The sequence below is a fragment of the Antarctobacter albus genome (genome assembly GCF_900101505.1).
GTDB lineage: Bacteria > Pseudomonadota > Alphaproteobacteria > Rhodobacterales > Rhodobacteraceae > Antarctobacter > Antarctobacter albus.
Map to the genome: position 1 here is coordinate 58,782 of NZ_FMZI01000012.1, position 23,896 is coordinate 82,677.

Consider the following 23,896-nt stretch of genomic DNA (forward strand, 5'->3'; position numbering starts at 1 on the left):
TGCCACTCTTGCCTCGGGCCAGAGTGTACCTGCAAAGCGGGATCGCGCACAACAGATGCGAAAAAAACTACTCTTTTCCCAGAGCCTTCAGGACACGGTCCAGCTCGGCCCCCTGTTTCGACCGATTGCGCGGCGCTTTCTTGACCAGGTTGTAATAAGCCGATGGATCGAACGAAGGCACATCCAGGTGCAGCGCCTCGGCGGTCAGGAGACCCAGAGAAGACAGCACCTGGTACGAGGCGATGGCCTCGTCCACCTGTGCGCCGACAAGGCTGGCGCGGGCATCGAGCAATTCCTGTTCGGCGTCCAGCACGTCCAGCGTGGTCCGCGCGCCCAGCTTGGCCTCTTCCCGAACGCCCCGGAAGGCAACGGTTGCCGCACGCACCTGTTCCTCGAACGAGGTCCGGTTGGCACGGGCGACGCGCAGGTTGGCATAGGCCTGACCGACGTTCTGCTCGATTTCCGCCAGCACGACATGCAGCCGCCCCCGCTGTGCATCGCGGTTTGCCACGGCCTGGCGTTCCGAAGAATCAAGCGCACCGCCGGAATAGATCGGACCGCTGGCGCCCAGCGTGATCGACCCACCGCGCGAATAGGCGGAGTTGTCGAAATTTTCGGTCACCCCGTAGCTGCCTTCAAGGCTCACGGTCGGTTTCTTGGCGCCCTTGGCAATCAGGATGGCCAGTTCCGCCGCAGTGACCGCGTGCTGTTGGGAAATCAGTTCCGGATGCTGGTAAAGCGCCTGCTTCTTCGCCTCTGCCACACTGGCGGGCAGCTTTGGCAGGGAACGCGGGTTCACCAGGTTGCGCGGCTTGACCCCGACGGCTGCGAGGTATTCCTCACCCGCGACGATCAGGTCACCCTGCGCGGCCGCCAGCGCGGCGCGCGCCTGGGCCAGGCGCGCCTCGGCCAGGGCGACATCGGTCCGCGTCACTTCCCCAACTTCGAACCGGTCGCGCGCGGCGCGCAATTCCTGCTGGATGACCCGCACGTTGTTTTCGCGCAGCGCCGTGGTTTCGGCAAAGCGGCGGATGTTCATGAAGGCAGCGGCAGCACGCAAGAGCACCTGCTGCTCGATCGCGACCAGTTGCGCCCGCGTGGCCAGCACCTGCTCCTTGGCCGCGTCGAGCCCCAGCTTGTTGCGGCCGCCGGCATAAAGCACGATCTCGGCGATCAGGTTGATGCTGGCGGTCTGGTTGACCCGCCCGCTTTCCACGAAGATCCCGAAGGTATTGGTGCCGCCGCTATAGCCGTATTCGCGACGGATGTTCCCGGTCCAGCGCAGCACCGGGCGCAGCTCGGCCAGCGCCTGGGCCACATCCTCGTCCGCGGCGCGCAGCGTGGCGCGGTTCTGGTCCAACAATCCACTGTTCATGTAGGCCGCGGTCAGAGCCTCGGCGAGGGTTTCCGACCAGGAGGGTGCCGCCATTGCCGCGACAAGCGCGATGCCGGCAGCCCCCCGAATGCATGTTCTGCGAATCCTGCCCAGCACCGCTATCCCCACTGTCCCGACTACCCCGGCCTGTTTCATCCGCCCCGAACTAGAGAGCGAATTCGGCCTTTTTCTCAAAACCCTGAATGACCGGCGCCGTGCCGTTGAAAGCAAAGCGCCAGTTGATGTGACCGTCCAGCTTGTGCCCGATCTTCACCGTGCCCAAGGCGTTTTCCATGAAGATGACCGCGATGCGCCCACCATCCTTGAGTTGCGCCTCCAACCCTTCGGGCAGGACTTCGACACCGCCTTCGATCACGATGGCGTCGTAGGGCCCGTGTTCCGCCGCGCCTTCAGTCAGGGCGCCGGCCTGCAGCACGACGTTGTCCGCGTGATGTTCCGTCAGCAGCGCCTGCGCCTCGTCCACCAGGCTTTCATCCTCTTCGACCGCGACCACGGCCTCGGCGATATGGGCGATGACCGCAGAGGAATATCCATAGCCTGCACCGATATCCAGAACGAGGTCCGCGTTGGTCAGATTCAGCGCATCCAGGATCTTGGCGAAAACCCGCGGATCCAGCAGGACGCGCCCTTCTCCGAGGTCCACATGCTCGCTGGCATAGGCGGCCTCGATGCGGTCACTGGGCACGAAGGCCTCACGCGGAACGCTCAGCATCGCGTCGATGATCGGAAATTCCGTGACGTCCGACGGGCGTACCTGTGTGTCGACCATCATCCGGCGGCGGGTGGCGAAGTCAGTCATGCACTAAACTCTTTCGTTCAGAAGCTTGATACAGGTTGTGCCACAACTGCCCTGAAGCGGCAATGACCCAAGCCACCAAACTTTGCGAATGTGACCGCATGACCCGCCGCACGATAGATCGAGATATCTGCTTGACGGCCACGCGCGTTCCGCCTAATCAGGCGGTCACTCTGGCGAGTTGGCGGAGTGGTGACGCAGCGGATTGCAAATCCGTGTACACCGGTTCGATTCCGGTACTCGCCTCCAAATTCCCTGAAACCTCGGAACACCACGACCTCACCTTGCCGAGTGGGTCGCCTCTTCTGGGCCAGCCCCCCGCCGGGCACCTCGACAATCCCTATCTGCACCTTGGCCCTCGCGCGATTCCCAAACGGCCCGTGTGGCGCGCCCCTCCGCGTTGCCGTAGTAGAGGGTCAATCATCCAGACCTTCGCTGTGGGATCGTGATGCCTGACGCCAAGACCTGCTGCTCTGTGCCCTCCAGCGCCGACCTGCCAGAGGCGGATCGGGTTTTCCTGGAACAGGCTGAGGCAATCCCCCCTGCCCCGCCCGGCATCCGGGCCGAGCTGCGGTCCAACCTCGTGTCCGTCCCGGGCGGCATCTTCGAGATGGGGGCGCGAAAGTCACGCTTTCCCGATGACCGGGACAGCCCCCGCCGCAAGGTGCGGGTCTCGGGCTTTCTGCTGTCGCCCACGACGGTGACAAACGCGGAGTTTGGTCGCTTTGTCGTCGCGACGGGCTATCGCACCGTGGCCGAGCAGGAAGGATGGACATACGTCTTTCACAGCTTACTGGAAGACCCGGCCCGTCATCCCGATCATCCCCCCGGTCTGTCCTGGTGGCGCAAGGTCGATGGTGCTTCCTGGGCGGCCCCAACAGGACCGGGATCCGGCCTCGACGGGCTTGAGGATCACCCGGTCGTGCATATCGCCTGGTATGATGCGCAGGCCTACGCCCGCTGGGCCGGGTTGCGCCTGCCGCGTGAGGCGGAATGGGAACGGGCCGCCCGCGGTGGGCTGGCCCGGATGAAATTCCCCTGGGGCAATGCGCTCATTCCACCAGAGGGGTTTGCCATGAACACATGGCAGGGGCGGTTTCCGGATGAGAACACTGCCGATGACGGATATGTCGCCACGGCCCCCGTCACCGCCTACAGGCCGAACGGCTACGGCCTTTTCAACATGTGCGGAAATGTCTGGGAATGGGTGGCAGACCGGTTTGGCCCCTTGCCTGAACCCGGTAGGATTCCGGCGCGCGACCCGATCGGGGCTGAAACGGGCCTTGCCCGGGTTCAGCGCGGCGGCTCTTACCTCTGCCACGAAAGCTATTGTGACCGCTACCACGTCCATTCCCGCACGCGGAACGATCCCGACAGCACGACTGGGAATTGCGGGTTCCGCGTGGCGGCGGACCTGTGATGCGCGACTAGCTCTGTTCCAGTCCCAGGAGTTCCGTCAACCGCCGGGCAAGATCCTTTTCGGTCATGGTCCCGCCGATTTCCTGGTTGTCCAAGGCCCCGATTGCGGCACGCATCTCATCGTCGATGGGTGAGAAAAACCCGTTTTCTGAGGTCGCCAGGACAAAGCGGCGCGCAAAGGAATTGCCCCGGATCTCTCCCAGCATCTGCAATTGGCGCCCGTTGGACTTGTCCGCGAGGACGACGCGGTTGTTGAGACTGACCTTGACGTAGGGCTCTGGCAGCTCGCTTTTCGAGGGTGCCTTGAGATCGTGGATCATCAAGCCCTCGGGCTTTGGCTCTTCACGCCGGCGCGCCTGGTCCTGCTTCATCTTGGTAAAGCCGCCGTTGCTGATCGTATCGGCCAACCGCCGGATGGTGCCGGCGTTGTCCTGCAACAGCTTCCGGGCCTTGACGTCCTCGGGGCGTGGGCCGTCGCGCTTTGAAAAGATGTCCATCCCTGTTCCTCCCTTGAGAATGGGGAACCCGCGACTTGCGGATCCCCCTGTTGCGCTGCCTCAGACCAGGTCGAAGCGATCCGCGTTCATGACCTTGACCCAGGCGGCGATGAAATCGCTGACGAAATGATCCTCGTTGCGGCCACTGGCGTAGTATTCGCTGAGCGCCCGCAACTGCGAGTTCGAGCCAAAGACAAGATCCACGCGCGATCCGGTCCATTTCTTCGCGCCGTTTGTCCGGTCGCAGCCCTCGAACAGCCGCTCGGATGCATCCACGGGCAGCCACTCGGTGTTCATGTCCAGGATGTTGCGGAAGAAATCGTTACCCAGAACGCCCGGGCGGTCGGTCAACACGCCGGTAGCCGAGGATTGATAGGTCGCGCCAAGGACGCGCAAGCCCCCGACAAGCACCGTCATTTCCGGCGCGCTCAGGCCCAACAATTGCGCCTTGTCCACCAGAAGCGCCTCCGCCGGGTAGGTAAAGGCGGTCTTCTCGTAGTTGCGGAACCCGTCCGTGGCCGGTTCCATCGGCTCAAAGGACGCGGCGTCGGTCTGGTCTGCGCTGGCATCTGTGCGCCCCGGGGTAAAGGGCACCCGAACATCGCGGCCGCCGTCACGGGCTGCCTTTTCGATGGCGGCGGACCCGCCCAGCACGATCAGATCAGCGAGCGAAACCCTCTTGCCCCCCGAAGCATCGCGATTGAAGGCGCTGCGAATGCCCTCGAGCACCTCCAGCACATGGGCCAGCCGCGCCGGCTCGTTCGCCTCCCAATCCTTTTGCGGGGCAAGGCGGATGCGGGCACCATTGGCGCCGCCGCGCTTGTCCGAGCGCCGGAAGGTCGAGGCCGAGGCCCAGGCCGTCCAGACCAGATCGGCCACCGACAGGCCGGCCCCCAGGATCTGTTCCTTGAGGCGCGCGGTGTCGTCGCAATCGATCAGCGCGTGATCGACCGGCGGCACCGGGTCCTGCCAGATCAGTTCTTCGTCGGGCACCTCCTTGCCCAGGTAGCAGGCCTTCGGCCCCATGTCGCGGTGGGTCAGCTTGAACCAGGCCCGGGCAAAGGCCTCGGCGAATTCATCCGGGTTCTCGTGGAATCGCTTCGAGATCGGGCCATAGATCGGGTCCATGCGCATGGCCATGTCGGCGGTGGTCATCATGACCGGCACCTTGGCGACAGAGGCATCGACCTGCGGAGCGTGATCCTCGTCCGCCAGCCCCTTGGCGTGCCAGATATGGGCACCTGCCGGGCTTTTCGTCAGCTCCCAGTCGTAGCCGAAGAGCACGTCGAAATAGCCATTGTCCCATTGCGTCGGGTTCGCCGTCCAGGGTCCCTCGATGCCCGAGGTCGTGGTGTCCACGCCCTTGCCGCTCTTGTGCGCGTTCTTCCAGCCAAAGCCCATTTCCTGCAGGGCGGCGGCCTCCGGCTCGGCGCCCACAAGTGCCGGATCCCCCGCGCCATGAGCCTTGCCAAACGTATGCCCGCCCGCGACCAGCGCCACGGTTTCCTCGTCGTTCATCGCCATCCGGCCGAATGTCTCGCGGATGTCGCGGCCCGAGGCGAGCGGATCGGGGTTGCCGTTCGGCCCTTCGGGGTTGACGTAGATCAGGCCCATCTGCACGGCGGCCAGCGGGTTGGCCAGGTCGCGGTCGCCGGAATAGCGCCGGTCGCCCAGCCATTCCGTTTCCGTACCCCAGAAAATGTCCTCTTCGGGCGCCCAGACGTCCTCGCGCCCGCCGGCGAACCCGAAGGTGCGGCCGCCCATGCTTTCGATGGCGACGTTTCCGGCCAGGATCATCAGGTCGGCCCAGGAAATCGCGTTGCCGTATTTCTCCTTGATCGGCCACAGCAGGCGGCGTGCCTTGTCCAGGTTGCCGTTGTCGGGCCAGGAGTTCAGCGGCGCAAATCGCTGTGTCCCGGTCGAGGCGCCGCCGCGCCCGTCCGCGGTGCGATAGGTGCCCGCGCTGTGCCAGGCCATGCGGATGAAGAACGGACCGTAGTGACCGTAGTCGGCGGGCCACCAGTCCTTGCTGTCGGTCATCAGCGCGGTCAGGTCCGCCTTGACCGCGTCCAGATCCAGGGCCTTGAACGCCTCGGCATAGTCAAAGCCCTCGGGCGCCGGATCGGCCACGGGCTGATGCTGGTGCAGGATCGCCAGGTTGAGCTGGTTTGGCCACCATTCCCTGTTTCCGGTCCCCGCCACGTTGGTTGCCCCGTGCATCACGGGGCACTGCCCCGCCTGACGCATGTCGTTTCCGTCCATCATTGTCTCCCTCGTTCGGAATTCTGTTGGTTTCTTGCCCCCGCGATCCGGGGGACCTGGGGGCGGCCCACACGCGGCGGGCCGCCGAAAGCGTGATCAGATGTTCTGTCGGCTCATCTCTGCGGCGATGAAATCCGCCTGTCGGATCGCCAGCGCCACGATGGTCAGGGTCGGGTTTTCCGCCGCGCCGGTGGTGAACTGGCTGCCGTCAGAGACAAAGAGATTGGCGATGTCATGCGACTGGCCGTGCGCGTTCACGACCCCGTCCTGCGCATTTGCCGACATGCGGTTGGTGCCCAGGTTGTGCGTCGACGGATAGGGCGGCGTCGGGAAGACCCGCGTCGCGCCCACCGCATCATAGATCGCCATGCCCTGCTTGTAGGCATGGTCGCGCATGGCGATGTCGTTGGGGTGGTCGTCGAAATGCACGTTGACCACCGGCAGGCCATGCGCGTCCTTCACATCGCTGTTCAGGGTCACGCGGTTGGTTTCCTGCGGCATGTCCTCGCCCACGATCCACATGCCGGCCATGTTCTCGTAGTGGTCCAGCGCGGTGGTGAACTCTCGCCCCCAGGCGCCCGGATCGAGGAAGGCCGCCATGAAGGGCAGGCCCAGCGCCAGCGTCTCCAGCTCGTACCCGCCAACGAAACCGCGCGAGGGATCGTTCCGGGCCTCATCCTGGATGATCCCCGCCATCGTTGTGCCCCGCCACATGCGCACCGGCTGGTCGAAGACGGCGTAGACCGACCCGGTGGTGTGGCGCATGTAGTTGCGCCCCACCTGGCCCGAGCTGTTGGCCAGCCCGTCCGGGAACATCGAAGAGGCCGAGTTCAGCAGCAGCCGCGGGCTCTCGAAGGAGTTGCCCGCGACGCAGACCACCCGCGCCTTCTGCAGCTGAAGGTTGCCATCAGCGTCGAAATACTCGACCCCTGTCACCTTGCCGTCGGCATCGTGCAGGATGCGCGCGGCGTGGCAATTCTCGCGCACTTCGAGGTTGCCGGTCGCCTCGCCGCGCGGGATGTCGGTATAGGCCGCCGACCACTTGGCACCCCACTTGCAGCCCTGGAAACAGAACCCAGTCTGCTGGCAGGCCATGCGGCCGTCGTTGTCGGCCGAGTTGATCGCCATGCGCCCGGTGTGGACCTCTTCGTAGCCCAGCGCCCGCGCGCCCTTTTCGAAGACCTTGAAGTTGTTGTTGCCCGGCAGGCCCGCGCGACCATTGGTGCGGGTCACGCCCAGCTTGTCCTCGGCCTTGGTGTAATAGTCGTCCATCTCGCGCGGGTCGATCGGCCAGTCCAGCAGGTTGGCGCCCGCGACCTCGCCATAGGTGGTTTTTGCCTTCCACTCATGATCCTGGAACCGCAGGCTGGCCCCCGCCCAATGGGTCGTGGTGCCGCCGACCGCCTTGACGATCCATGCGGGCAAGCCGCTGAAATCCTTGGCCACCCGCCAGTCACCGGAAGTCGTGCGCGGATCGGTCCAGGCCAGCTGGCCAAAGCTGTCCCACTCGTCGTTGATGTAATCGTCCGGCAGGTAGCGCCCGCCCGCTTCCAGCGCCACGACGGACACGCCCTTCTTGGCCAGTTCGTTGGCCAGGACACCGCCGCCCGCGCCGGTCCCGATGATGACGACGACCCCGTCGTCGGTCAGGTCAAATGGTGCAGTCATTGCTCTTGCCCCCTCAAAGCCAGTTGATGTCGTCGAAACCGCGATACAGGTAACCGCCTTCGGAGTAGCTCTCGCCCTCGTAGCCGAAGATCGGCCAGACGGCCTTCTGGTTATAAAGCCCGGTCACCAGGCCGCCCCGGACCTGCTGGAAAAAGGCGCTGTCCTCGATGCCGCGCAGCACCGCGACGCGGTCGCGTTCCCAACCCATGTCGAGGTAGCCGGCATGCCCGGTTTCGCGCGCCGCCTCATTCAGCATGGCGACACCGGCCTCGATGGCCGGGGCGGCCTCGGCGGTGTCGTAGCCCTTGACCGCCAAGGCGTAGAACCGATCCGCCACCTGATCGTGCGGGTAGATGTCCCGCGCCATCTGGATCAGCACCGCCATTGTCCCGGGCGCTAGGTGGTCCACCTCCATCGCCCAGTTCTCGGCCTCTGCCCGACCGGCGACAAAGCCCGCGCCGATGGCAAAGCTGGCGCCGAGCGCCGCGCTTTGCGACAGCAACTGGCGGCGTGTCAGGGTTTTCATTGTGTTGGACATCGTCTCTCCTCCTCCTTGGATGCGGGTCACTGGAAACGGCCGCCGCGCTGAAGCACTTCGATCTGGTAGCCGTCCGGATCGGCCACGAAAAAGAAGCGGGCGAAGGGCTTGCCGTCGTAATCGAAGCTGACCAGCTTGCGCGGCGAAAGACCGGCCGCCGTGAACCGTGCGTGCTCGGCATCGACGTCCTCGACGCTGAAAGCCAGGTGGCCATAGCCATTGCCCAGGTCATAGGGGTCGGTTGCGCCCGCGTTGACGGTCAGTTCCAGTTCGAAACCGGACTCGTCGTTGGACAGGTAGATCAGCGAGAACCCCTCGAAATCGACGCGCTGTGCCACCTCCAGCCCGAATGCCTCGCGGTAAAAGGCGATAGAGCGGTCCGCGTCCAGCACGCGGATCATGGAATGAATTGCCTTGGCCATGTCTGTCCTCGGTATTTGGATATAAGGGGCCCTGCGGCGTGGCCGTGGGGAGGACGCCGCAGGGCAGGACCGCCCCACCCCGCGCCTTGCGGCGCCGGGAAAGGCGGTCGGGGAGTAACCTCAGGGAACGATCACACCGCGCCCGGTAAAGCGGCGGTTCTTGAAGTCGTCGATGGCCTGGTTGATGTTCGCCAGCTTGTATTCGGTCTGGTGCATCATCACCTTGCCGTCGGCGTTCAACTCCATCAGTTCGACCAGCTCGATGTAGTCACCCACCAGGCTGCCGCCGATCTTGATTTCGTTGGCTACCAGATCCAGCGTCGGGATCTCGATCTTGCCGCCATAGCCGACCATGATCAGCTCGCCGCCCTGGCGGAGCAGCTTCCAGCAGATGTTCTCGACGCCCAGCTCGCCGACAAAGTCGATCACCACATGGGCGCCGCCGCCGGTGATGTCCTTGACCTGTTCGATCAGGTCGGGACCGCCGTCCAGCACCACATCGGCGCCCAGGTCCTTGGCCAGTTTCTGAGCCGCCGGTTCGCGGTCCACCGCGATCACACGACCACCACTGATGTGCTTGAGGCATTGCAGCGCGATATGGCCCAGTCCGCCGATGCCCAGCAGCACTGTCCACGATCCGGGATAGGACAGGCGCGCGGCCTTTTTCGCCGCCCGATAGGCGGTAATGCCCGCATCGGCCATCGGCGCGACGGACAAGGGCGTGATGCCGGTGTTCAGCTTGATCAGCGATTTTTCCGAGGTCTTGAAGTACTCGGCAAACCCGCCGTCGATCCCCAGCCCCGGAAAGGTGCCGTGATCGCAGTACATGTCATGACCGTAACGGCAGTTCAGGCAGATGCCGCAGCTCTGGAAGGGGTGGCAGATCACCGCATCGCCCGGTTTGACCGAGGTCACGGCGCTGCCCACGTCTTCGACCCAGCCAGCGTTTTCGTGGCCCATGACATAGGGCAACAGGCTGCCCTGGGTGTCCATGATGTCCTTCCAGACACCTTCGATGATATGGAGGTCGGTCCGGCAGAGACCCGCCGCACCGACCTTGACGACCACCTCGTTGGGGGCTGTGATTGTGGGGGGAGGAACGTCTTCAATCTTCAGCTCCACGTTCATCGCGGGGTCGTATTCGTACAGTCTTGCAGCCTTCATGGTCTTGTCTCCTGATCTGAGGGATGAGGCGGCGCGGCGGGCCCGGCCCGTCGCGCCGCGTGACGGGGTTACGGACGGCCCAGCAGTTCGGCACCGCCGCCCAGGGCCGGGCCCTCGGTCGGGTCGGCCTCGCCTTCGTCCAGATCGCCCACCAGGGTCTCGGTGGTCAGGATCAGGGTCGCGACGGAGGCCGCGTTAACCAGCGCCGAGGCCGGCACGCGCGCAGGGTCGATGATCCCGTCTTCGTACATGTCGCCGAAGGCTCCGGTGGCCGCGTTGTAGCCGTGGCCCTTCGCGCCGCCGGTCACCGTATCGGCCACGGTTTCGGGATCGGCCCCCGCGTTCGCCGCAATGCGCCGAACGGGTTGCGTCAGGACGGACCGGACCAGCTCGATCCCCTTGCCGATGTCCCCGATGGCCGAGAGGTTTTCCAGAACCGGCGCCGCCTGCGCCAGGGCCGTGCCGCCCCCGGCAACAACGCCGTCCTCGGCCGCCGCGCGCACGGCACAGAGCGCGTCCTCGATCAGCTGGATCTTGCGTTTCTGCTCGACCGGGGTGAAGCCGCCCGCGTAGATGATCGCGCTGCCGCCCGAGAGCTTGGCCAGCCGCTCGCGCAGCTTGTCCTGCTCGATGTTGGGCGGGGCCACCTCGTACATGCGCTGCACCTGGTTGCGGCGGGCGACAACGGCGTCGTGATCGCCTTCGCCCCGAAGGACACTCGTCGACGAGGAGGTCGAGCGCACCATCTCTGCCCCGCCCAGCTGCGCCAGGGTCACGTTCTCCAGCTTCTTGCCCAGGTCGCGCGACAGCACCTCGCCGCCGGTGATGATGGCCAGGTCGTCCATCATGGCGGTGCGCCAATGGCCGTATTCCGGCGGGTGCACGATCAGAAACTTGCCCGCGCCGCCGTTTTCCAGCAGGCGGATGACCACCTCGGGCGCGATCTCCTCGGCGATGATGGCCAGCGGGCGGCCTTCGCCCTCGGCGATCTCGATTGCCTTGTCCAGCACCGAAGGCTGCAGGATCTTCTGATCCGTCATCAGGATCAGCGGGTTGCGCAGCACCGCCTCCATGTGTTCACGGTCGGTGACCATGTGGTGCGAGATGTAGCCGCGCTCGAAGGACATGCCTTCCATGACTTCCATCGTGGTGTCGATGGTGACGCCGAAATCGGCCGAGATGACACCTTCGCGGCCCACCCGGCGCCAGGCTTCGGCCACCAGGTTGCCAAGCTCGGGATCGGTGGCGGACACGCGCGCCACGGCCTCCAGGTACTCGGGGTGGTCCTCGCAATCGCGCGAGGTCTCGTCGATCTCTGCCACGATGCGGCTGACCGCCATGTCGATGCCCTTGCACAGATCGACCGGCTTGACGCCGTTGTCCGTCAGCGCAACGCCCTTCTGGATCAGCGCGTTGGCCAGCACGATGGCGGTGGTAGTGCCGTCACCGGCAACCTCGTTTGTCTGCATCGAGACCTCGCGCACCACCTGCGCGCCCATGTTCTCGAAACGGTCGGTCAGCTCGATCTCGGACGCGATCGACACGCCGTCACGGGTGATCAGCGGGGTGCCCACGGGGCGATCCACCATCGCGTTCAGGCCCTTGGGTCCCAATGTCGGTTCCACCGCCGCCGCCAACCGTGCGACACCGCGTGCCAGCGCCTTGCGGGCGAATTTTCCGTGTACAAGCAATTTGGCCATGTCTTCCTCCTTCGCCGCACGGGGGTCCGTGGGCGTCTCCCTGATTTCTCTTGGTTCTTCAGTTGGTCAGCGCCGGGTGGCGTGATCCTCTCGCGGCGGTACGCGGCCCGCGATGAAATCCACCAGCGTCGGTCCCTCGGGGCCGATCTCGACCTCCTTGTACCGGGTCGATGCCAGTCCACGGCACAACGCGCCGTTGAATTCCATGTTGATCCGCGTGCCTTTCAGCCGCACCAGATGCGTCGCCAGTTCCTGCGCCTCGATGGCCTGCCCTTCCCAGGTCGGAAAAGCCAGATCCTCCGGGTTTTCCGCCAATCCCTGGTCAAGCAGCAGGTCACGATAACGCGGCTTCTGCCGCTCTTCCTCTTCACCGTGCATGGTGATCCGGTCGAAGCCAGCCAGCGTCAGCGAGACGATCTCCGCCTCGGTCATCCCCTGGGCCTGCAGCGCCAGCAGCATGACTTCCTGCCGCCGGTCAAAGGCCTTGGCGCGGAAAGTGTCGACCACCTCGGCCAGGTTGGCCCCGTCGCAGTACTGCGCAAAGACCTCTTCGAACGGCTTGCCGCTGTTCACGCCTTCGTTGACCTCGTCGCCAAAACAATGGTCGTTCAGCGTGACCTGCACCTCCTGAACCCAGGGCAGCGCGCAGACCTCTGCGCGGATGCCGAAGGCCATGAGGAAGGCAAAGTTGGGCGAGCACCAGTAGGTCGGCAGGCGAAACTCGACCTCGACGCGCTTGGAGCCGATGACCTCGGCACGCTCGACGAAACCCATGTCGGTGATGGGTTCGTCGAGCTCCGGATCGGTCACCGCCTCAAGGCTTTCCCAGAGCTCGCACTCGAGGTCGGCCTTGATGATGTCCGTCAGCATGGTCTCACTCCGCCGCGATCTGCACCGGGGCGCCGGCCAGCTGCCGCTTCTTGGCCTCGACGTCGATGCCGTAAAGCCGCGCCGCGTTCAGGCCCAGGATCTTTTCCTTGATCTCGTCGGTCAGCTGCACGCCGCGTTCCTCGGCGATGTCGTCGGGGATCTGGAAGTTCCAGAACTTCTCGACCAGCCATTTCGGCGTCCAGATCGCGTAGTCCGAACCGAACAGGATCTTGTCCTCGCCGACCCAGAACAGCAGTTCCGCCATGACCTCGGCGAAATAGCGCGGGCGGGCATGGATGAAGGGCAGCGCAACGGCAAGGCCGGCGTAGACGTTGGTTTCCTGCACGGCGATCCAGCAGAAATCGTCCAGGCGCGGCAAACCGCAGTGTTCGACGATCCAGTTCAGGTTCTGGAAGTCGGTGGCCGCATAATCGACGTCGTCGACGTTGAACGCGTCCTTGGACAGCGGGATGATGGTCGGGCCCTTGTGGACGTGGATGTTCTTGATGCCCAGTTTCTCGCACAGCTCGAAGCACTTGTAGGCGGACGGATCATTCAGCGCCCAGCCCTTGCTGTCGCCGTTCCATTCCGCCGTGTACATCTTCACGCCCTGGATATCGAAGTTTTCCTTCATCCAGTGGATGTATTCCAGCGCCTTCTCGCCATCGCGCGGGTCGAAGCTGCCGTTGACGATGAACCGTTCGGGGTGACGCTTGGCCATCTCGGTCGAGCGTTCGAGGCAGCCGAAACCGTTCTTGTAGAAGTCCTTCAGCACGGTGGTCTGGATGACCGCCATATCGTTCGGCCCGTCGACAAAGAGGTCGCGATAGATGTCGTCCTCGGAGTACTTCTCGAACCGCGACTTTTCCCACAGCTCTTCCTGCGGGCTGAGGTTGGTGTGATAGGCGTAGAAACACTCGATGAACTGCTTGCCATGCACGTTGGCCTGGTTCTCGGGGCTGCCGTCCCAGAAATGGGTGTGGCCATCGAGAACGAAGATTTCCTTGCCGTCCGGTGTCTTGTACATGAGATCCTCCCTGGAATTCTGTCGGATTGGCTGGGTGTCAGGGGGCCGGACCGCGCCCGGCCCCCGATCAGGGCAAAGCCCTTAGATGTATTCCATGACCTCGTTCATGTCGCCGAAGAGGATGACGGTGTCGTCATCGACCCGGACCATGCGGCCGTAGTGGGTCGAGGTGTTGACCTCGAAAGTCTCGGCGGTCATCTCGCGGCCCAGGAACTCGGTGATCTCGCTCATCTTGAAGACCAGCTTGCCTTCGCCGTCGATCCGGATGGTCGCCGGGTTGTAGGTGATCGTGACATTGGGATCGTGCTCTTCCATGAACTCGGCGATGGCGCGGGCCTCGACGCTGTCGTTCATGGTGACGCCGCACTGGTGCGAGACCTCGCGCGAGCTCAGGTCGATGTCCTTCATCGACTTGAAGATGTTCTGTTTTGTCGCGTCACGCGCTACGTTTGACATAAGTCTTTTCCTTCTTGTGTTGCGATTAGCGGCTGAGGCCGAGTTCCCCGAGGATCTGGCCAATGCGCTCCTGCGAGACGGCCTTCACATCCTCGAAGGAGACGGGTTTGGAATGCGGCTGCGACCAGATCGGCTGCAGTGCGGCGGCAGCCTTGTCGGCCAGGTCGCCGTGCTTTTTCAGCCAGGACTGGAACAGCGCCTTGTTGTGGGCGGCGTGCTGTTCGTCGTTGACCAGCAGGTAGATCAGGTCGATCGTGTTCGCGAGGTTGCGCTCGTAGTCGGCCTCTGCCGCCGAAATCACCGGGGGCGTGATGAAGTCGTTGTTCGCCGCCGCCGCCTGCATCAGGAAGCCCGAGCGGAACAGCTCACCCACCAGCGGTTCAAAGACGATGTTGATGGCGAAATACTGCTCGAGGTAGTCCTCGCAGCCCATGATCGTCTCGATCGCCTCGCGGCAGGGCTGCCAGATCGGATCTTCCAGCCAGGCCTGCTTGCCCAGCGTGTCGTCCCAGCCCTCTATGTCCATGCCGATCTCGGCCAGGTACAGGGTGATGTCCTGGGTCAGGCGCATCTTGTAGGACGAGTTGGTCAACGTGGCGTTGTTGATCATCTGGGTGTAGCCGTAGCGCTGCGCCTGCATGAGCGAGGTGCCAAGGCCGAATTCGGCGTGCTTCCATGCGCCGAGGTGCTTTTGCAGGATCTTGGTCCAGACCTTGTCGAAGGCCGCGGGCGCGCCGGCCTTGCGGGCGTTCGAGATGACGCTCTGCACCATCGTCTCGATCTTGGCCTGACGCTGGTAGTGGGTGCGTTCCCATTCCTGGTCGGGCGCGCGGAAGGCGTGCCAGTTCGACGACAGCGCCGCGGTGTTGTCCTTGCGGTAGGCGCCACCGCCCTTGCCGCCTTCGAATTCGATGATCCAGTTCTGGATCAGGTAGCGTTCGGGATCGGGCTGGACGTCGACGGTGACGTCCTCGTAGTGGGTCGCCCGTTTGCCGCGCGGTTCAAAGTAGTTGTACTTGCGGCTTTTCGAGCCGACGAAGACGGCCGCGCCTGCTGCCCCGGATCCCACCGAGCTTGATGTTGCTACCATAGTAGCCTCCCTTGTCTGGTTTTACGTTCGCGTCACTTGCGTTCGGGCCGGTATCAGTGGCCCGAAGAACCGGAAGTGGGCGTGAACTTGTCGTAGAAGATGCGGTCCGTATCGAAGTCGTGCATGAACAGGACCGGCGTCAGCGCGTCGATCATCGGCGGCGGACCACAGGCGTAGACGTCGCCCTCGCCGTCGATCCCCAGCTCCTTGAGCCGGCGGTCGACGCATTCATGGACAAAGCCGCGCTCACCGGCCCAGCCATTGCCCTCTTCCTCGTGGCTGAGCACGGGGATGAATTCGACACTGGGATGCGCGTCGGTCAGGGCGCCGATCTCGTCCAGTTTGAACAGGTCGGATTGCGACCGCGCACCGTAGAAGAAGTAGACCGGGCGGTCCTCGCCGCTGGTCAGGTGATCGTTCAGGATCGACCAGACCGGCGACATACCGGACCCCGCGCCCACCAGCACTACCGGTCCTTCCCGTTCTTCGCGTCGGAAGCACATCCCGTAGGGTCCCTCGACGGAGACTTCGGCCCCGGCCTTGATTCCTCCGTCGTCGAGTTCGTTGGAGAACCGTCCGTCGGGGTATTTCTTGATGATGAAGGAGAGTTTTTGGGTTTCGCTCGGCGGATTTGCCATGGAGAACGAACGTGTAATCTCCTCCCCCGCTTCGGTCCTGACCGTGATGTCGACATATTGGCCCGCCCAGAATTTCAAAGGCGCATCCAGTTCGATCTGGACGCCACGGATGTCGTGGGTCAGCTTTTCAAAGTCGGTGATCTTGCCGGTGAACGTCTTGACCGGGATGGACTTCGAAAGCACCTCCTCGTCGTAGTTGAGCAGTTCGATCTCGACGTCGCTCCAGGCCAGGGTGCGGCACATCAGGACGTGGCCGCTGTCCTTTTCCATGTCGTTGAGCGCGAAGGTCGAGTATTTCAGCATCTCGGTCTCGCCGTCCAGCTGGACGCATTTGCAGGCCGAACATTGTCCTTCCTTGCAACCGTGCGGCAGGGCAATGCCCTGGCGGAAGGCGGCGTCGAGGATAGTCTCGTTCTCCTCGACCTCGAATTCCACGCCAACCGGTTCCAGTCGGACTGTGTGGACGTCCGTCATCTTTTCTTCTCCCTGATCCTTCTCACGCCCCGTGCGGGCGCCGGGTCTGGTGGGGAAGGCCGCGCACGGCCTTCCCGGTTTTTCTGCGTCAGTTGCAGGGATTGATGGTGAAGCCCGCGCGGTATTCCGCGATGTGGGCCTCACGCTCTGCCGGGCTCATGCCGCGCAGGGCGTTGAGCGGCGAGGCAAGGGTGTGGCCGCGGACGTGCTCCAGCTTCCACATGTCCTTGTCGTCGAACCGCAGGTGCGGCTGCGGCACCAGCGTCTCGCCGTCTTCGCGGACGAAGTTGAGGTCCTTGATGGCGTCGGCCAGGTCCCAGCCGTCGTACATCGACTCCCACTCGCGCTTGCCCGAGAACTTGCCCATCGCCGGGGTCGGCCGGCCCTGGTACTCGTCCGAGAAGGCCTCGACGGCGGTCCAGCGGTCCAGTTCGTGGGCGAAGGTGTGCAGCTGCCCGTCGATCTCGTCGACGACCATGTCCTCGCGGATCAGGCAAGGCACCAGGCACGACCAGCAGCGGTGCGGATAGACGTAGCCCACGTCCTCGTTGAAGGTGACAATCTTCTCGCCCGGCTTGCTGAGCTTGTCGTACCACTTCCAGAATTCGCCGAACTCGGCGTACCAGCCCGGGTACTTGTGCTCGAACCACTCGAAGTCCTTCTCGGTCTGGGCTTCGATCCGCCAGAAGTTGACGGGCCAGCCGACGGCAAAGAACTGGGCGACCTTGTGGACGTAGTTCTTTTCGGTGATCCGCTTCCAGGCTTCCTGGACGTCGTCGTGGTGCACCTTCACGCCGTACTTCTCGAGCGGCAGCATGTAGGTCCGGTAGTAGTCTTCAAAGATCCACCGGTGCCACATCTCCGCGTAGGATTCCTTTTCCTTGTCGCGGTTGGTGGTGCCGTATTCGATGAAGGTACCGATGGCGGCGTCCACGATGGCGTGGTTCTGCCAGAAGGCGTAACGCAGGTCGCGCTCAAGCAGCAGGTGGTTTTCCGGCTCCTTCAGCGCGGCCATCAGCAGCGAGTGGCCGTTGCCGATGTGGCGGCTTTCGTCCGACTGCACCGACAGGAACACCGTGGGCAGCGCGTAGTCGCCGTTGCGGGCGGCTTCCGACGGCATGGCCACGAAGAGCGTGTTGGTGAAGGCGGTTTCGGCAACCACGGTCAGGTACATGCAGGCGGCGGTCATGGTGTCGCCGGTGATGAACCCTTCGCCGAACTGGCGACCGATGGTGGTGGCGTAGCACTTGCCAAAGGCTTCTTCTGTGATGTCGAAGCCCGCCGGGTCGATGTAGTTCTCCATGTACCACTTCTTCAGGTTCATCTGAATCGTGGAGTGACGGAATTCATCGACCATCTGCATGGTAAAGCCGGTGCGCAGGTCTTCGCCCGGCGACAGCCGTGCAACCATCGCCATCGAACGCGCGGCCGAAATTTCCGGGAAGGGGATGATGGCCAGGAAGAGCTTCATCCACTCGATCCAGCGCGGTTCCACGTTGCGGAACATGTCGCCGCGCAGGGCGGCGTCGAGCGCGCCGTAAACCCGGTTGTCCTTTTCCTCTTCCATCGGGAAGTAGGAGCGCAGGACCTGTTTCATCGGGTCACGCGGGGCCTTGGTGATCTTGTAGTCCGTGGGGAAGGTGTTGGCCTCCTGGACATACGTGGGGTTCCACCCGAGATCCGAGATCTTCTTGGTGGCCTCCCCGACCGAAATGCCACGCTGAGACGTGATTTTGTTCAACGTCAAAGTCATGCCATGAGCCTCCTTTCAAGCTCTGCGGCCGGTAGACCGACCGCTGTTTCAGGCGACAGGCGTCGCCGGTTCATTGGCCGGACGACACAGCGCCCGGCACGGATCACGGCAAAGGTTGGAAAGTCCGGGTCTCCGTCAGCGCCTCCGGCCTGTATCCGGCTGCGAGGAAATGCTGCGGTGCGGCTTCCACTCCTTCGTTCTTGTGCGCCTGCCAACGGAGCGAGGCGTCATGTTGTGCCAATCCAATAGGCAAGCCGCGTTCCAGACGGGATCCAGCAGGCCCAAAGAAGACAAAATTTCACTCCAAGGTGCTGCTTTTCCTGCTTTTTATTTTTTGATTTTTTCTTCGGCACCGCAGGTCTGTTTCCTGGGAAACTGCGTCAGCCCGCCGCAGTGTCACGTCGTGTTACACCCGGACGTTACAGTGGACGCTGGACATTACGGACGACCGTACTGGGGCGTTACACTCGCTCCGGCGAGTGACGCGCAAGCTCTTGGGAAGATGGGTGTTTTCAGGCCGATTTACGCCGCAGCGCAGCACGGGCGATACCGCATTCCTGGCGGTATTTCGCGGCCACACGGCGCGAGACGGCGATGCCCTCTTGGCGCAGGTGCTGGGCAAGATCCCCGTCGGACAGGGGGTTGGCCGGGTCTTCGGCCTGGACAAGCGCCCGGATGCGGGCCTGGACCTGTGCCTTGCAATGTGCCCCGCCGATCCGGGAAACCGATCCGGGGCAAAGGGTCCGCGCGGGGATCACCCCCTGCGGTGTCTCGATCAGGTAGCCGTTCATCACCCGGCTGACCGTGCTGGTGTGAAAACCGGTCGCCTCGGCCAGGTCGGCCTGTGTCAGGGGGCGCAGAGCCGCGTCGCCCCTGTCCAGAAAGCCAGTCTGGCGGGCGATCAACGCCTCGATCACCTGCCGCGTCGCGGACTGGCGCAGGTGCAGCGCGAATTTCAGACTGCGCGCCTGTTTCAGCGCCTCGGCCAGATCGGGGTTGTCTCCGGCGCGCGGGATGGCGGCGATCTCGACGGAGGGTTCGGTGTCGCGGTTGAACCGGACCTTCCAGGCCCCGCCCTCGCGCGTCACGCGCGCGTCGGGTTCGCGTGTCAGGGCCGGGTCCGAATCGAACCGGGCGCCAGGTTTCGGGTCCAAGGTGCGGATCCGGGCCAGGCAGGCGGCCACGGTCCCGGGAGACAGCCCCGCCTTGTCCGCCAGCACATCCGCACCGCCGGTCTGCAACAGGTCCAGATGCGAAAGGACCGCCTCCATCTCGGGGGAAACCTCGCCCCGTTCCGCCAGCTGCAGGTGCAGGCACTCGCGCAGATCCCGCGCGAACAGCCCGGTGGGCGAAACCCGTTCCTGCACCAGCCTCAGCGTCGCCTCGACCAGTGTTTCACGAATGCCCAGGTCCCGCGCGATCCGTCCGAGGTCCGTATTGATCCATCCGCTGGGTTCGAGGTCTTCCATCAGCCGGGTGATGATCCGCTCCATCAACCCGCCGCGCGATATGAGGTCGGACAGCTCTGTTTGTACATGAGCAATCAGGCTGCACGCGCCGTCTGCCAGTGTTGCCTCCAGCGCCTCACTGGCGCCAATACCGACAAGAAAGCGCCGCCTTGGCCGGCGCACCAGCAGGTGCGGATTGACCTCGGCCGCCTGGGTCAGAAGCTCAGTCACTTCCGCCGCCGTCAAACGCAAGAGCGCCATCGACTGATGCAGGACAAATGTCTGCGCCTGCCGCGTGACATGTCCCAGCGCCGGGGTCACGCCCGCCCCGTCTTTTGCATGGCATCCGTGGTTTTTTCTGGCCGCAAAGCCCTGCCCGCGCCTAGACTGGTCCAAACCGCAATGGCGAAACACCGGACATGAGCCAGAAATTCCCCTTCGGCGACATCGCCACCCTGGGCACGGCCCCGCCCGAGATGTCCTATCCCGGCCTCTCTCCGCAGTTGCTGGCGCGCACACGCCAGCTGTGGTCTGTGCGCGGGCTGGATTTCGATGACGCCTGGCGCCGTGCGATCCGGCAGATGCCCGGGTTCCGCGCCCTGCCCCGCATCGACGACACCGCGACCAGCGCGCAAGTCGACCTGGTCTTTCTGTTCGATCAAGGGCTGATCTGGGTGAAAGCGATCCATGCCGCCGCCCGCCGTGGGTACGACCATGGGGTGCCGGGCCTCGATCCCGCGCAATGGCACGGGCTGGCGGCCTTGTCCGCGCGGCTGACCGAACAGATGACCGCGCTCAGGATGCTGGCGCTGACCGATCTGCCGCTGCCCGCGATGCAGATCGCGCGCTCTGTCTCGGAAGACGTGGACATGTTGCTGGTGCTGCTGGTGCGGCGCAAACTGGCGGCGCGTTTCATCGCCTGTCGCACCGTCGAGGAGGCCAGCAGCTTCTGGCGCCGCCACATCGCGGGTGGCCGGGCCTTTCGCGCGCTGACCGAGAAACTTTATGAAATCGGGCTGGATTACTCGCCCGACACGGATTACGGGCGCTGGCGCAAGGACGTTCTGGCCAATCTCGGGGCTGCCGTTCACAGCAATGCGCTGGCCATGCCCGGAACGGACCGCCAGCCCGGCGTCCATCTGGGAAATGACAACAGCCTGCATTTCGCGACCTTCCGGATCCATGAACTCTGTGCCTATGCCCAATTGATCAAGCCGGACCTGGTCGACGCTCTGACACGCGCCGCGACAGAGCCGCCCGAGAGCGACCCGCAGGCCGGCCTCGCCGCGCCGCTGAGCGCGATCGTCGTCAACCAGATACAAAGCCTGTCACAACCCGCCCCCGCCCCTTCGGCCGGTGGCGCGACCCGCCACTAGGGCGGGTCCGCGCGGCTGCCTGGTCTGCCGCCATGACGGCGGGTGCGGCAGCCACGGCCCCGCCCCCCTCGGGCGCGAGGCCAAGCCCCGATCGGGGCCGCATGCGTCAGTGCATGCTTTCCTCGGACTTGCCGAGCTTGCCCTCGGCAATCCAGCGGGCCGCCAGGACAAAGGCGCCCATCGCAAAATCCTTGCCATGCTCGTCCATCATTTCCTCGGCCATCTTGGCGATCTCCGAGAAATAACGGTCCTTGCTCTGCTCTTCCTTGGACAGTTCGAGTTTCATGATTTCCTCCCGTTTTCGTTTTGTGTCAGTTACTTGAACATGACCTTGGGAAAGGTCAGGATGGCCGCGCGGCCATCGGCAAAGCCCAGCGCAAGGTGCTGGCCGTCGGCGGACCACTCCATCGCCGTGACCGAGGCGCCCTTGCCCTCGACCAGCATCAGCTCATCCGGCTGGCCTAGCGGGCAAAGCGTCACCAACCCGTTGGCATACCCCACGGCACAGCTGTCCCGCGTCGGGTTGGGGGCGACACGGTCCACCAGGGTCAGACCCGGCTTTCCGGTGTGGATCGGGTCGCCTTCGTACTTGCCGAAGGGCAAGTCTGGACAGCGCCAGCCGACCACGCGGAAGGCGCCGGAGGCCACCAGCACGTTGGCCTTGTCGCTGAAAGCGGCAGAGCCGACCGGCGCCGGGAACCCCTCGATCACATCCGCCTCGCCGCGCAGGACATTGACGACCACCAGCGATGTTTCCCGGCACCCGGCGACGATCCACTTGCGGTCCGGCGACCAGGCGAGGCAGTCCAGCGTGCCTTTCGCGGGGATGTCGGCCCGCGTCTCCAGCGTTTCGGCCTTGAGCACGACAATCCGCTCGCCGCATCGCGCAGCGATCAGGACACCGTCGCCGGAGGCGGCCAGTTGCGTGACCGGCTCGCCCAGGTCGCAGTCCGCCAAAGGCGCAAGATCCTCTGCCCGCAAGAGCGTCAGCGCGCCACCCCGGGCCACGCAGATCGCCTCTTGCCTCGGGACCGCGCACAGGGCCGTGACCGGCCCGGCGCCAGCCTGTGCCAGCTTGACCACCTGTCCCCGCGCCGTCACCCGCGTCAGAGCGCCGGCCTGATCGACGACGGCAAACCCCTGTTCGCCCAGCGCGCAAAACCCCGGCGCCTCTGACAGCGACACCTCGGCCCCGACGGGCGGAGCCACCGGATTTTCACGCGGGCGGATGGTTGTCCGCCCGGTGTCGAATTCCATCCGGATCCGCTTTTCGGGATGTTCCGCATCGGCCATCGGCAAGAGCGCCAGCCCGCCGCCTTCCATACGGCAGGCCACGGCAGAGCCGCTGGCGTTGAACCCGACCTGCCGCACCGGGGCGGACAGCATCCATTCCCGGCCAATCAGGTCGAACAGGCTGAGCGCCTGGGGTGGTTTCGTCTCGATCATGTCTCTCCTCCTTCGACCTTGGCCTCGAGTTCTTCGTCCAGCTCGGCCAGACGCCGCTCGAGCGCGTCGATCTTTTCCTCACAGGTTTCCAGCGCGCCCTCGGTGCGCCCCATCTCGCGGGCAACGCCCGGGTTCTCGTCGTCTTCGGCCATGTCCAGAACCTGCATCCCGCTCTGTTTCTGGGTCAGCCGAAGGTGCTCTGCCGTGATCTCGGAGATCCCCTGGATCGTCTCCAGACGCTCCATCAGGATGTCCTGGACGGTTCGCCGTTGATCGCTCATGCCTGCCCCCTATAGTGCCCGCCCAGCCGGAACAGAGAGGTCGCCTCCAAATGCTCAGCCCCTTCGACACACGTTTCTTCGCCACCCTCGCAGAGGTCGCGGCCCAGGTGCTGGACCCGCAGGACAGCACCATCGAGATCGCCCGCAAGGCCGCCCGGACCGGCGCCCCGGACGACCTGCGCGCGGCCCGTCAGGCGCTGGACGACCTGCCCGCGGACAAGCGTGACAGGCTGATGGCAGAGACGCACAGGCGCCTGGCCACGGACCTTTCGGCGATCTGGGACCAGATGCCCGGCGCCCCCTCGGGCGGGCGCATGAATTGACCTGGGACACCCGCGTCGACGAGGTCTCTCGGAGCGGGTCAAGCAGGTTCCGGTGCCGGGCAAATGCGGCGTGCCGGTCAGTGTCGGGCGGTGTTGGGCGAGACGTGTCATGGTCGCGACATGCTACCTTTCGCGACTTCCGACGCAACGAAAACCTTTGAAAATTCAAGTTATTAGGCCACAAGTGGACGAGTGGACAAAAAGTCGTAAAGCTTCGTTACACTGTCCGGGACGCATCGTAAAAATCTGTTTCGACTCCGCTCCGACCGATCCGCGCCCAGGGGCGAATCTGCCGCGATGCGGCGAATCGTTGCACCTGAGATGGCCGCATCTGCGCCGGTTTCCCACAGTCGCCCGGCGGCGTTTCCCGACCTGTCGGCAATCCCATGCCGGACAGCCTCAACGCCGGACCGGCAATGGCTATCCATGACCCGTTCCCTCTCTGACCGGCACGGCGCGAACGGCCCTCGCGCGCGATGGGCAAGGCCTTTGACATGAACCACTTGCAAGAGGGCACGCCCGGCCCGCCCCACACCCCGATACAGAAGATACCTACCATCCGGGGACTTGACGCAACGGCAGCAATTCGGTGTCACTTGACCCCCACGAGCCGGGCGCCATTCCGGGGCCTCCGGGCGGCGCTATGCAAAATGTTTATGACATGATAATCTTTTGGGCGGGGAGACGTGGAAATGGACATCTTTACGACGGGCGCCAGTCGGCGCCCTTATCAACATGACGCCAAAGGAGCCATGTTCGACGATGCCATCGCCAGCCCGGTTCGCGCCCGGCCCGCAGGGGCGCCGCTTGCCTGACCGACAAACCTTCACCGCCGCCGCAGACCCGCGCGCG

23 protein-coding genes and 1 tRNA gene are annotated in these 23,896 nt (G+C 64.3%); 5 read left to right on the plus strand and 19 right to left on the minus strand.

Annotated features, from left to right (window positions below; all coding sequences use genetic code 11):
* Window positions 1-67: 67 nt before the first annotated feature.
* Both BLQ71_RS19430 and BLQ71_RS19435 read right to left on the minus strand, forming a co-directional pair.
* Complete coding sequence (locus BLQ71_RS19430; RefSeq protein WP_223306312.1) at window positions 68-1,429, minus strand: TolC family outer membrane protein; 1,362 nt, start codon at window positions 1,427-1,429, stop codon at window positions 68-70.
* Window positions 1,430-1,541: 112 nt separating this feature from the next.
* Window positions 1,542-2,195 (minus strand): protein-L-isoaspartate O-methyltransferase family protein, encoded by a 654-nt coding sequence (locus tag BLQ71_RS19435; protein ID WP_043146272.1) that lies wholly within the window; start codon window positions 2,193-2,195, stop codon window positions 1,542-1,544.
* A 172-nt stretch (window positions 2,196-2,367) separates the two neighbouring features.
* Between BLQ71_RS19435 and BLQ71_RS19440 the strand changes: the two genes are divergently transcribed.
* Both BLQ71_RS19440 and BLQ71_RS19445 read left to right on the plus strand, forming a co-directional pair.
* Window positions 2,368-2,441: transfer RNA gene (locus tag BLQ71_RS19440), tRNA-Cys, on the plus strand.
* Window positions 2,442-2,640: 199 nt separating this feature from the next.
* Complete coding sequence (locus BLQ71_RS19445) at window positions 2,641-3,612, plus strand: formylglycine-generating enzyme family protein (RefSeq protein ID WP_083342310.1); 972 nt, start codon at window positions 2,641-2,643, stop codon at window positions 3,610-3,612.
* A gap of 7 nt (window positions 3,613-3,619) precedes the next feature.
* Here BLQ71_RS19445 and BLQ71_RS19450 read toward each other — a convergent pair whose 3' ends face one another.
* From BLQ71_RS19450 to BLQ71_RS19515, 14 genes are all read right to left on the minus strand, one after another.
* The gene (locus tag BLQ71_RS19450; RefSeq protein ID WP_074622922.1) at window positions 3,620-4,108 is read right to left on the minus strand and encodes a hypothetical protein; all 489 of its coding nucleotides are present in this window, start codon (window positions 4,106-4,108) and stop codon (window positions 3,620-3,622) included.
* A 60-nt stretch (window positions 4,109-4,168) separates the two neighbouring features.
* Entirely contained in the window at window positions 4,169-6,370 is a 2,202-nt protein-coding gene (katG, locus tag BLQ71_RS19455) for a catalase/peroxidase HPI (protein ID WP_074622965.1), read from the minus strand.
* Between the two features lie 96 nt (window positions 6,371-6,466).
* Window positions 6,467-8,038 (minus strand): GMC family oxidoreductase, encoded by a 1,572-nt coding sequence (locus BLQ71_RS19460; RefSeq protein WP_074622923.1) that lies wholly within the window; start codon window positions 8,036-8,038, stop codon window positions 6,467-6,469.
* A gap of 13 nt (window positions 8,039-8,051) precedes the next feature.
* Window positions 8,052-8,576, minus strand: a complete 525-nt coding sequence (locus BLQ71_RS19465; RefSeq protein ID WP_074622924.1) for a twin-arginine translocation signal domain-containing protein — start codon at window positions 8,574-8,576, stop codon at window positions 8,052-8,054.
* A gap of 26 nt (window positions 8,577-8,602) precedes the next feature.
* A complete protein-coding gene (locus BLQ71_RS19470; protein ID WP_074622925.1) occupies window positions 8,603-8,998 on the minus strand; it encodes a VOC family protein in 396 nt (131 codons plus the stop codon).
* Between the two features lie 120 nt (window positions 8,999-9,118).
* Complete coding sequence (locus BLQ71_RS19475) at window positions 9,119-10,162, minus strand: NAD(P)-dependent alcohol dehydrogenase (RefSeq protein WP_074622926.1); 1,044 nt, start codon at window positions 10,160-10,162, stop codon at window positions 9,119-9,121.
* A gap of 68 nt (window positions 10,163-10,230) precedes the next feature.
* Complete coding sequence (locus BLQ71_RS19480) at window positions 10,231-11,862, minus strand: molecular chaperone GroEL (RefSeq protein WP_043145820.1); 1,632 nt, start codon at window positions 11,860-11,862, stop codon at window positions 10,231-10,233.
* Window positions 11,863-11,928: 66 nt separating this feature from the next.
* Window positions 11,929-12,732: an iron-sulfur cluster assembly protein gene (locus BLQ71_RS19485; RefSeq protein WP_052244809.1), complete on the minus strand. Its 804-nt coding sequence runs from the start codon at window positions 12,730-12,732 to the stop codon at window positions 11,929-11,931.
* 4 nt (window positions 12,733-12,736) lie between these two features.
* Window positions 12,737-13,759, minus strand: coding sequence for an amidohydrolase family protein (locus tag BLQ71_RS19490; protein ID WP_043145821.1), 1,023 nt, complete (start codon window positions 13,757-13,759; stop codon window positions 12,737-12,739).
* Between the two features lie 81 nt (window positions 13,760-13,840).
* The gene (locus BLQ71_RS19495) at window positions 13,841-14,215 is read right to left on the minus strand and encodes an MmoB/DmpM family protein (protein ID WP_043145824.1); all 375 of its coding nucleotides are present in this window, start codon (window positions 14,213-14,215) and stop codon (window positions 13,841-13,843) included.
* Window positions 14,216-14,240: 25 nt separating this feature from the next.
* Complete coding sequence (locus BLQ71_RS19500) at window positions 14,241-15,305, minus strand: aromatic/alkene monooxygenase hydroxylase subunit beta (protein ID WP_043145825.1); 1,065 nt, start codon at window positions 15,303-15,305, stop codon at window positions 14,241-14,243.
* Window positions 15,306-15,358: 53 nt separating this feature from the next.
* Window positions 15,359-16,417, minus strand: a complete 1,059-nt coding sequence (locus BLQ71_RS19505) for an NADH:ubiquinone reductase (Na(+)-transporting) subunit F (protein ID WP_043145827.1) — start codon at window positions 16,415-16,417, stop codon at window positions 15,359-15,361.
* Between the two features lie 88 nt (window positions 16,418-16,505).
* Complete coding sequence (locus BLQ71_RS19510) at window positions 16,506-18,170, minus strand: aromatic/alkene/methane monooxygenase hydroxylase/oxygenase subunit alpha (RefSeq protein ID WP_069210252.1); 1,665 nt, start codon at window positions 18,168-18,170, stop codon at window positions 16,506-16,508.
* A 512-nt stretch (window positions 18,171-18,682) separates the two neighbouring features.
* Window positions 18,683-19,939, minus strand: coding sequence for an RNA polymerase factor sigma-54 (locus tag BLQ71_RS19515; RefSeq protein ID WP_074622927.1), 1,257 nt, complete (start codon window positions 19,937-19,939; stop codon window positions 18,683-18,685).
* Between the two features lie 98 nt (window positions 19,940-20,037).
* Between BLQ71_RS19515 and BLQ71_RS19520 the strand changes: the two genes are divergently transcribed.
* On the plus strand, window positions 20,038-20,994 hold the full coding sequence (locus BLQ71_RS19520; protein ID WP_074622928.1) for a hypothetical protein: 957 nt from the start codon (window positions 20,038-20,040) through the stop codon (window positions 20,992-20,994).
* 106 nt (window positions 20,995-21,100) lie between these two features.
* Here the strand turns inward: BLQ71_RS19520 and BLQ71_RS19525 are convergent, their stop codons facing one another.
* The 3 genes from BLQ71_RS19525 to BLQ71_RS19535 are packed head-to-tail and all read right to left on the minus strand — an operon-like array spanning window position 21,101 to window position 22,721.
* Window positions 21,101-21,280 (minus strand): hypothetical protein, encoded by a 180-nt coding sequence (locus BLQ71_RS19525; protein ID WP_043145837.1) that lies wholly within the window; start codon window positions 21,278-21,280, stop codon window positions 21,101-21,103.
* A 29-nt stretch (window positions 21,281-21,309) separates the two neighbouring features.
* On the minus strand, window positions 21,310-22,440 hold the full coding sequence (locus BLQ71_RS19530) for a WD40 repeat domain-containing protein (protein ID WP_074622929.1): 1,131 nt from the start codon (window positions 22,438-22,440) through the stop codon (window positions 21,310-21,312).
* Window positions 22,437-22,721: a hypothetical protein gene (locus BLQ71_RS19535; protein WP_133065726.1), complete on the minus strand. Its 285-nt coding sequence runs from the start codon at window positions 22,719-22,721 to the stop codon at window positions 22,437-22,439. Before BLQ71_RS19535 ends, BLQ71_RS19530 begins: the two co-directional genes overlap by 4 nt.
* Window positions 22,722-22,771: 50 nt before the next feature.
* On the opposite strand from BLQ71_RS19535, the gene BLQ71_RS19540 reads away from it, so the two are divergent.
* Together BLQ71_RS19540 and BLQ71_RS27000 are read left to right on the plus strand one after the other, a co-directional pair.
* Window positions 22,772-23,044: a hypothetical protein gene (locus BLQ71_RS19540; protein WP_043145843.1), complete on the plus strand. Its 273-nt coding sequence runs from the start codon at window positions 22,772-22,774 to the stop codon at window positions 23,042-23,044.
* Between the two features lie 692 nt (window positions 23,045-23,736).
* Window positions 23,737-23,859, plus strand: a complete 123-nt coding sequence (locus tag BLQ71_RS27000) for a hypothetical protein (RefSeq protein ID WP_261394907.1) — start codon at window positions 23,737-23,739, stop codon at window positions 23,857-23,859.
* Window positions 23,860-23,896: the final 37 nt, after the last annotated feature.

Coding starts and splice junctions, on each gene's coding strand:
- BLQ71_RS19430 (WP_223306312.1), bottom strand. CDS start 1,429: ATGGCGGCACCCTCCTGGTCGGAAACCCTCGCCGAGGCTCTGACCGCG.
- BLQ71_RS19435 (WP_043146272.1), bottom strand. CDS start 2,195: ATGACTGACTTCGCCACCCGCCGCCGGATGATGGTCGACACACAGGTA.
- BLQ71_RS19445 (WP_083342310.1), top strand. CDS start 2,641: ATGCCTGACGCCAAGACCTGCTGCTCTGTGCCCTCCAGCGCCGACCTG.
- BLQ71_RS19450 (WP_074622922.1), bottom strand. CDS start 4,108: ATGGACATCTTTTCAAAGCGCGACGGCCCACGCCCCGAGGACGTCAAG.
- katG (WP_074622965.1), bottom strand. CDS start 6,370: ATGGACGGAAACGACATGCGTCAGGCGGGGCAGTGCCCCGTGATGCAC.
- BLQ71_RS19460 (WP_074622923.1), bottom strand. CDS start 8,038: ATGACTGCACCATTTGACCTGACCGACGACGGGGTCGTCGTCATCATC.
- BLQ71_RS19465 (WP_074622924.1), bottom strand. CDS start 8,576: ATGTCCAACACAATGAAAACCCTGACACGCCGCCAGTTGCTGTCGCAA.
- BLQ71_RS19470 (WP_074622925.1), bottom strand. CDS start 8,998: ATGGCCAAGGCAATTCATTCCATGATCCGCGTGCTGGACGCGGACCGC.
- BLQ71_RS19475 (WP_074622926.1), bottom strand. CDS start 10,162: ATGAAGGCTGCAAGACTGTACGAATACGACCCCGCGATGAACGTGGAG.
- BLQ71_RS19480 (WP_043145820.1), bottom strand. CDS start 11,862: ATGGCCAAATTGCTTGTACACGGAAAATTCGCCCGCAAGGCGCTGGCA.
- BLQ71_RS19485 (WP_052244809.1), bottom strand. CDS start 12,732: ATGCTGACGGACATCATCAAGGCCGACCTCGAGTGCGAGCTCTGGGAA.
- BLQ71_RS19490 (WP_043145821.1), bottom strand. CDS start 13,759: ATGTACAAGACACCGGACGGCAAGGAAATCTTCGTTCTCGATGGCCAC.
- BLQ71_RS19495 (WP_043145824.1), bottom strand. CDS start 14,215: ATGTCAAACGTAGCGCGTGACGCGACAAAACAGAACATCTTCAAGTCG.
- BLQ71_RS19500 (WP_043145825.1), bottom strand. CDS start 15,305: ATGGTAGCAACATCAAGCTCGGTGGGATCCGGGGCAGCAGGCGCGGCC.
- BLQ71_RS19505 (WP_043145827.1), bottom strand. CDS start 16,417: ATGACGGACGTCCACACAGTCCGACTGGAACCGGTTGGCGTGGAATTC.
- BLQ71_RS19510 (WP_069210252.1), bottom strand. CDS start 18,170: ATGACTTTGACGTTGAACAAAATCACGTCTCAGCGTGGCATTTCGGTC.
- BLQ71_RS19520 (WP_074622928.1), top strand. CDS start 20,038: ATGAGCCAGAAATTCCCCTTCGGCGACATCGCCACCCTGGGCACGGCC.
- BLQ71_RS19525 (WP_043145837.1), bottom strand. CDS start 21,280: ATGAAACTCGAACTGTCCAAGGAAGAGCAGAGCAAGGACCGTTATTTC.
- BLQ71_RS19530 (WP_074622929.1), bottom strand. CDS start 22,440: ATGATCGAGACGAAACCACCCCAGGCGCTCAGCCTGTTCGACCTGATT.
- BLQ71_RS19535 (WP_133065726.1), bottom strand. CDS start 22,721: ATGAGCGATCAACGGCGAACCGTCCAGGACATCCTGATGGAGCGTCTG.
- BLQ71_RS19540 (WP_043145843.1), top strand. CDS start 22,772: ATGCTCAGCCCCTTCGACACACGTTTCTTCGCCACCCTCGCAGAGGTC.
- BLQ71_RS27000 (WP_261394907.1), top strand. CDS start 23,737: ATGGACATCTTTACGACGGGCGCCAGTCGGCGCCCTTATCAACATGAC.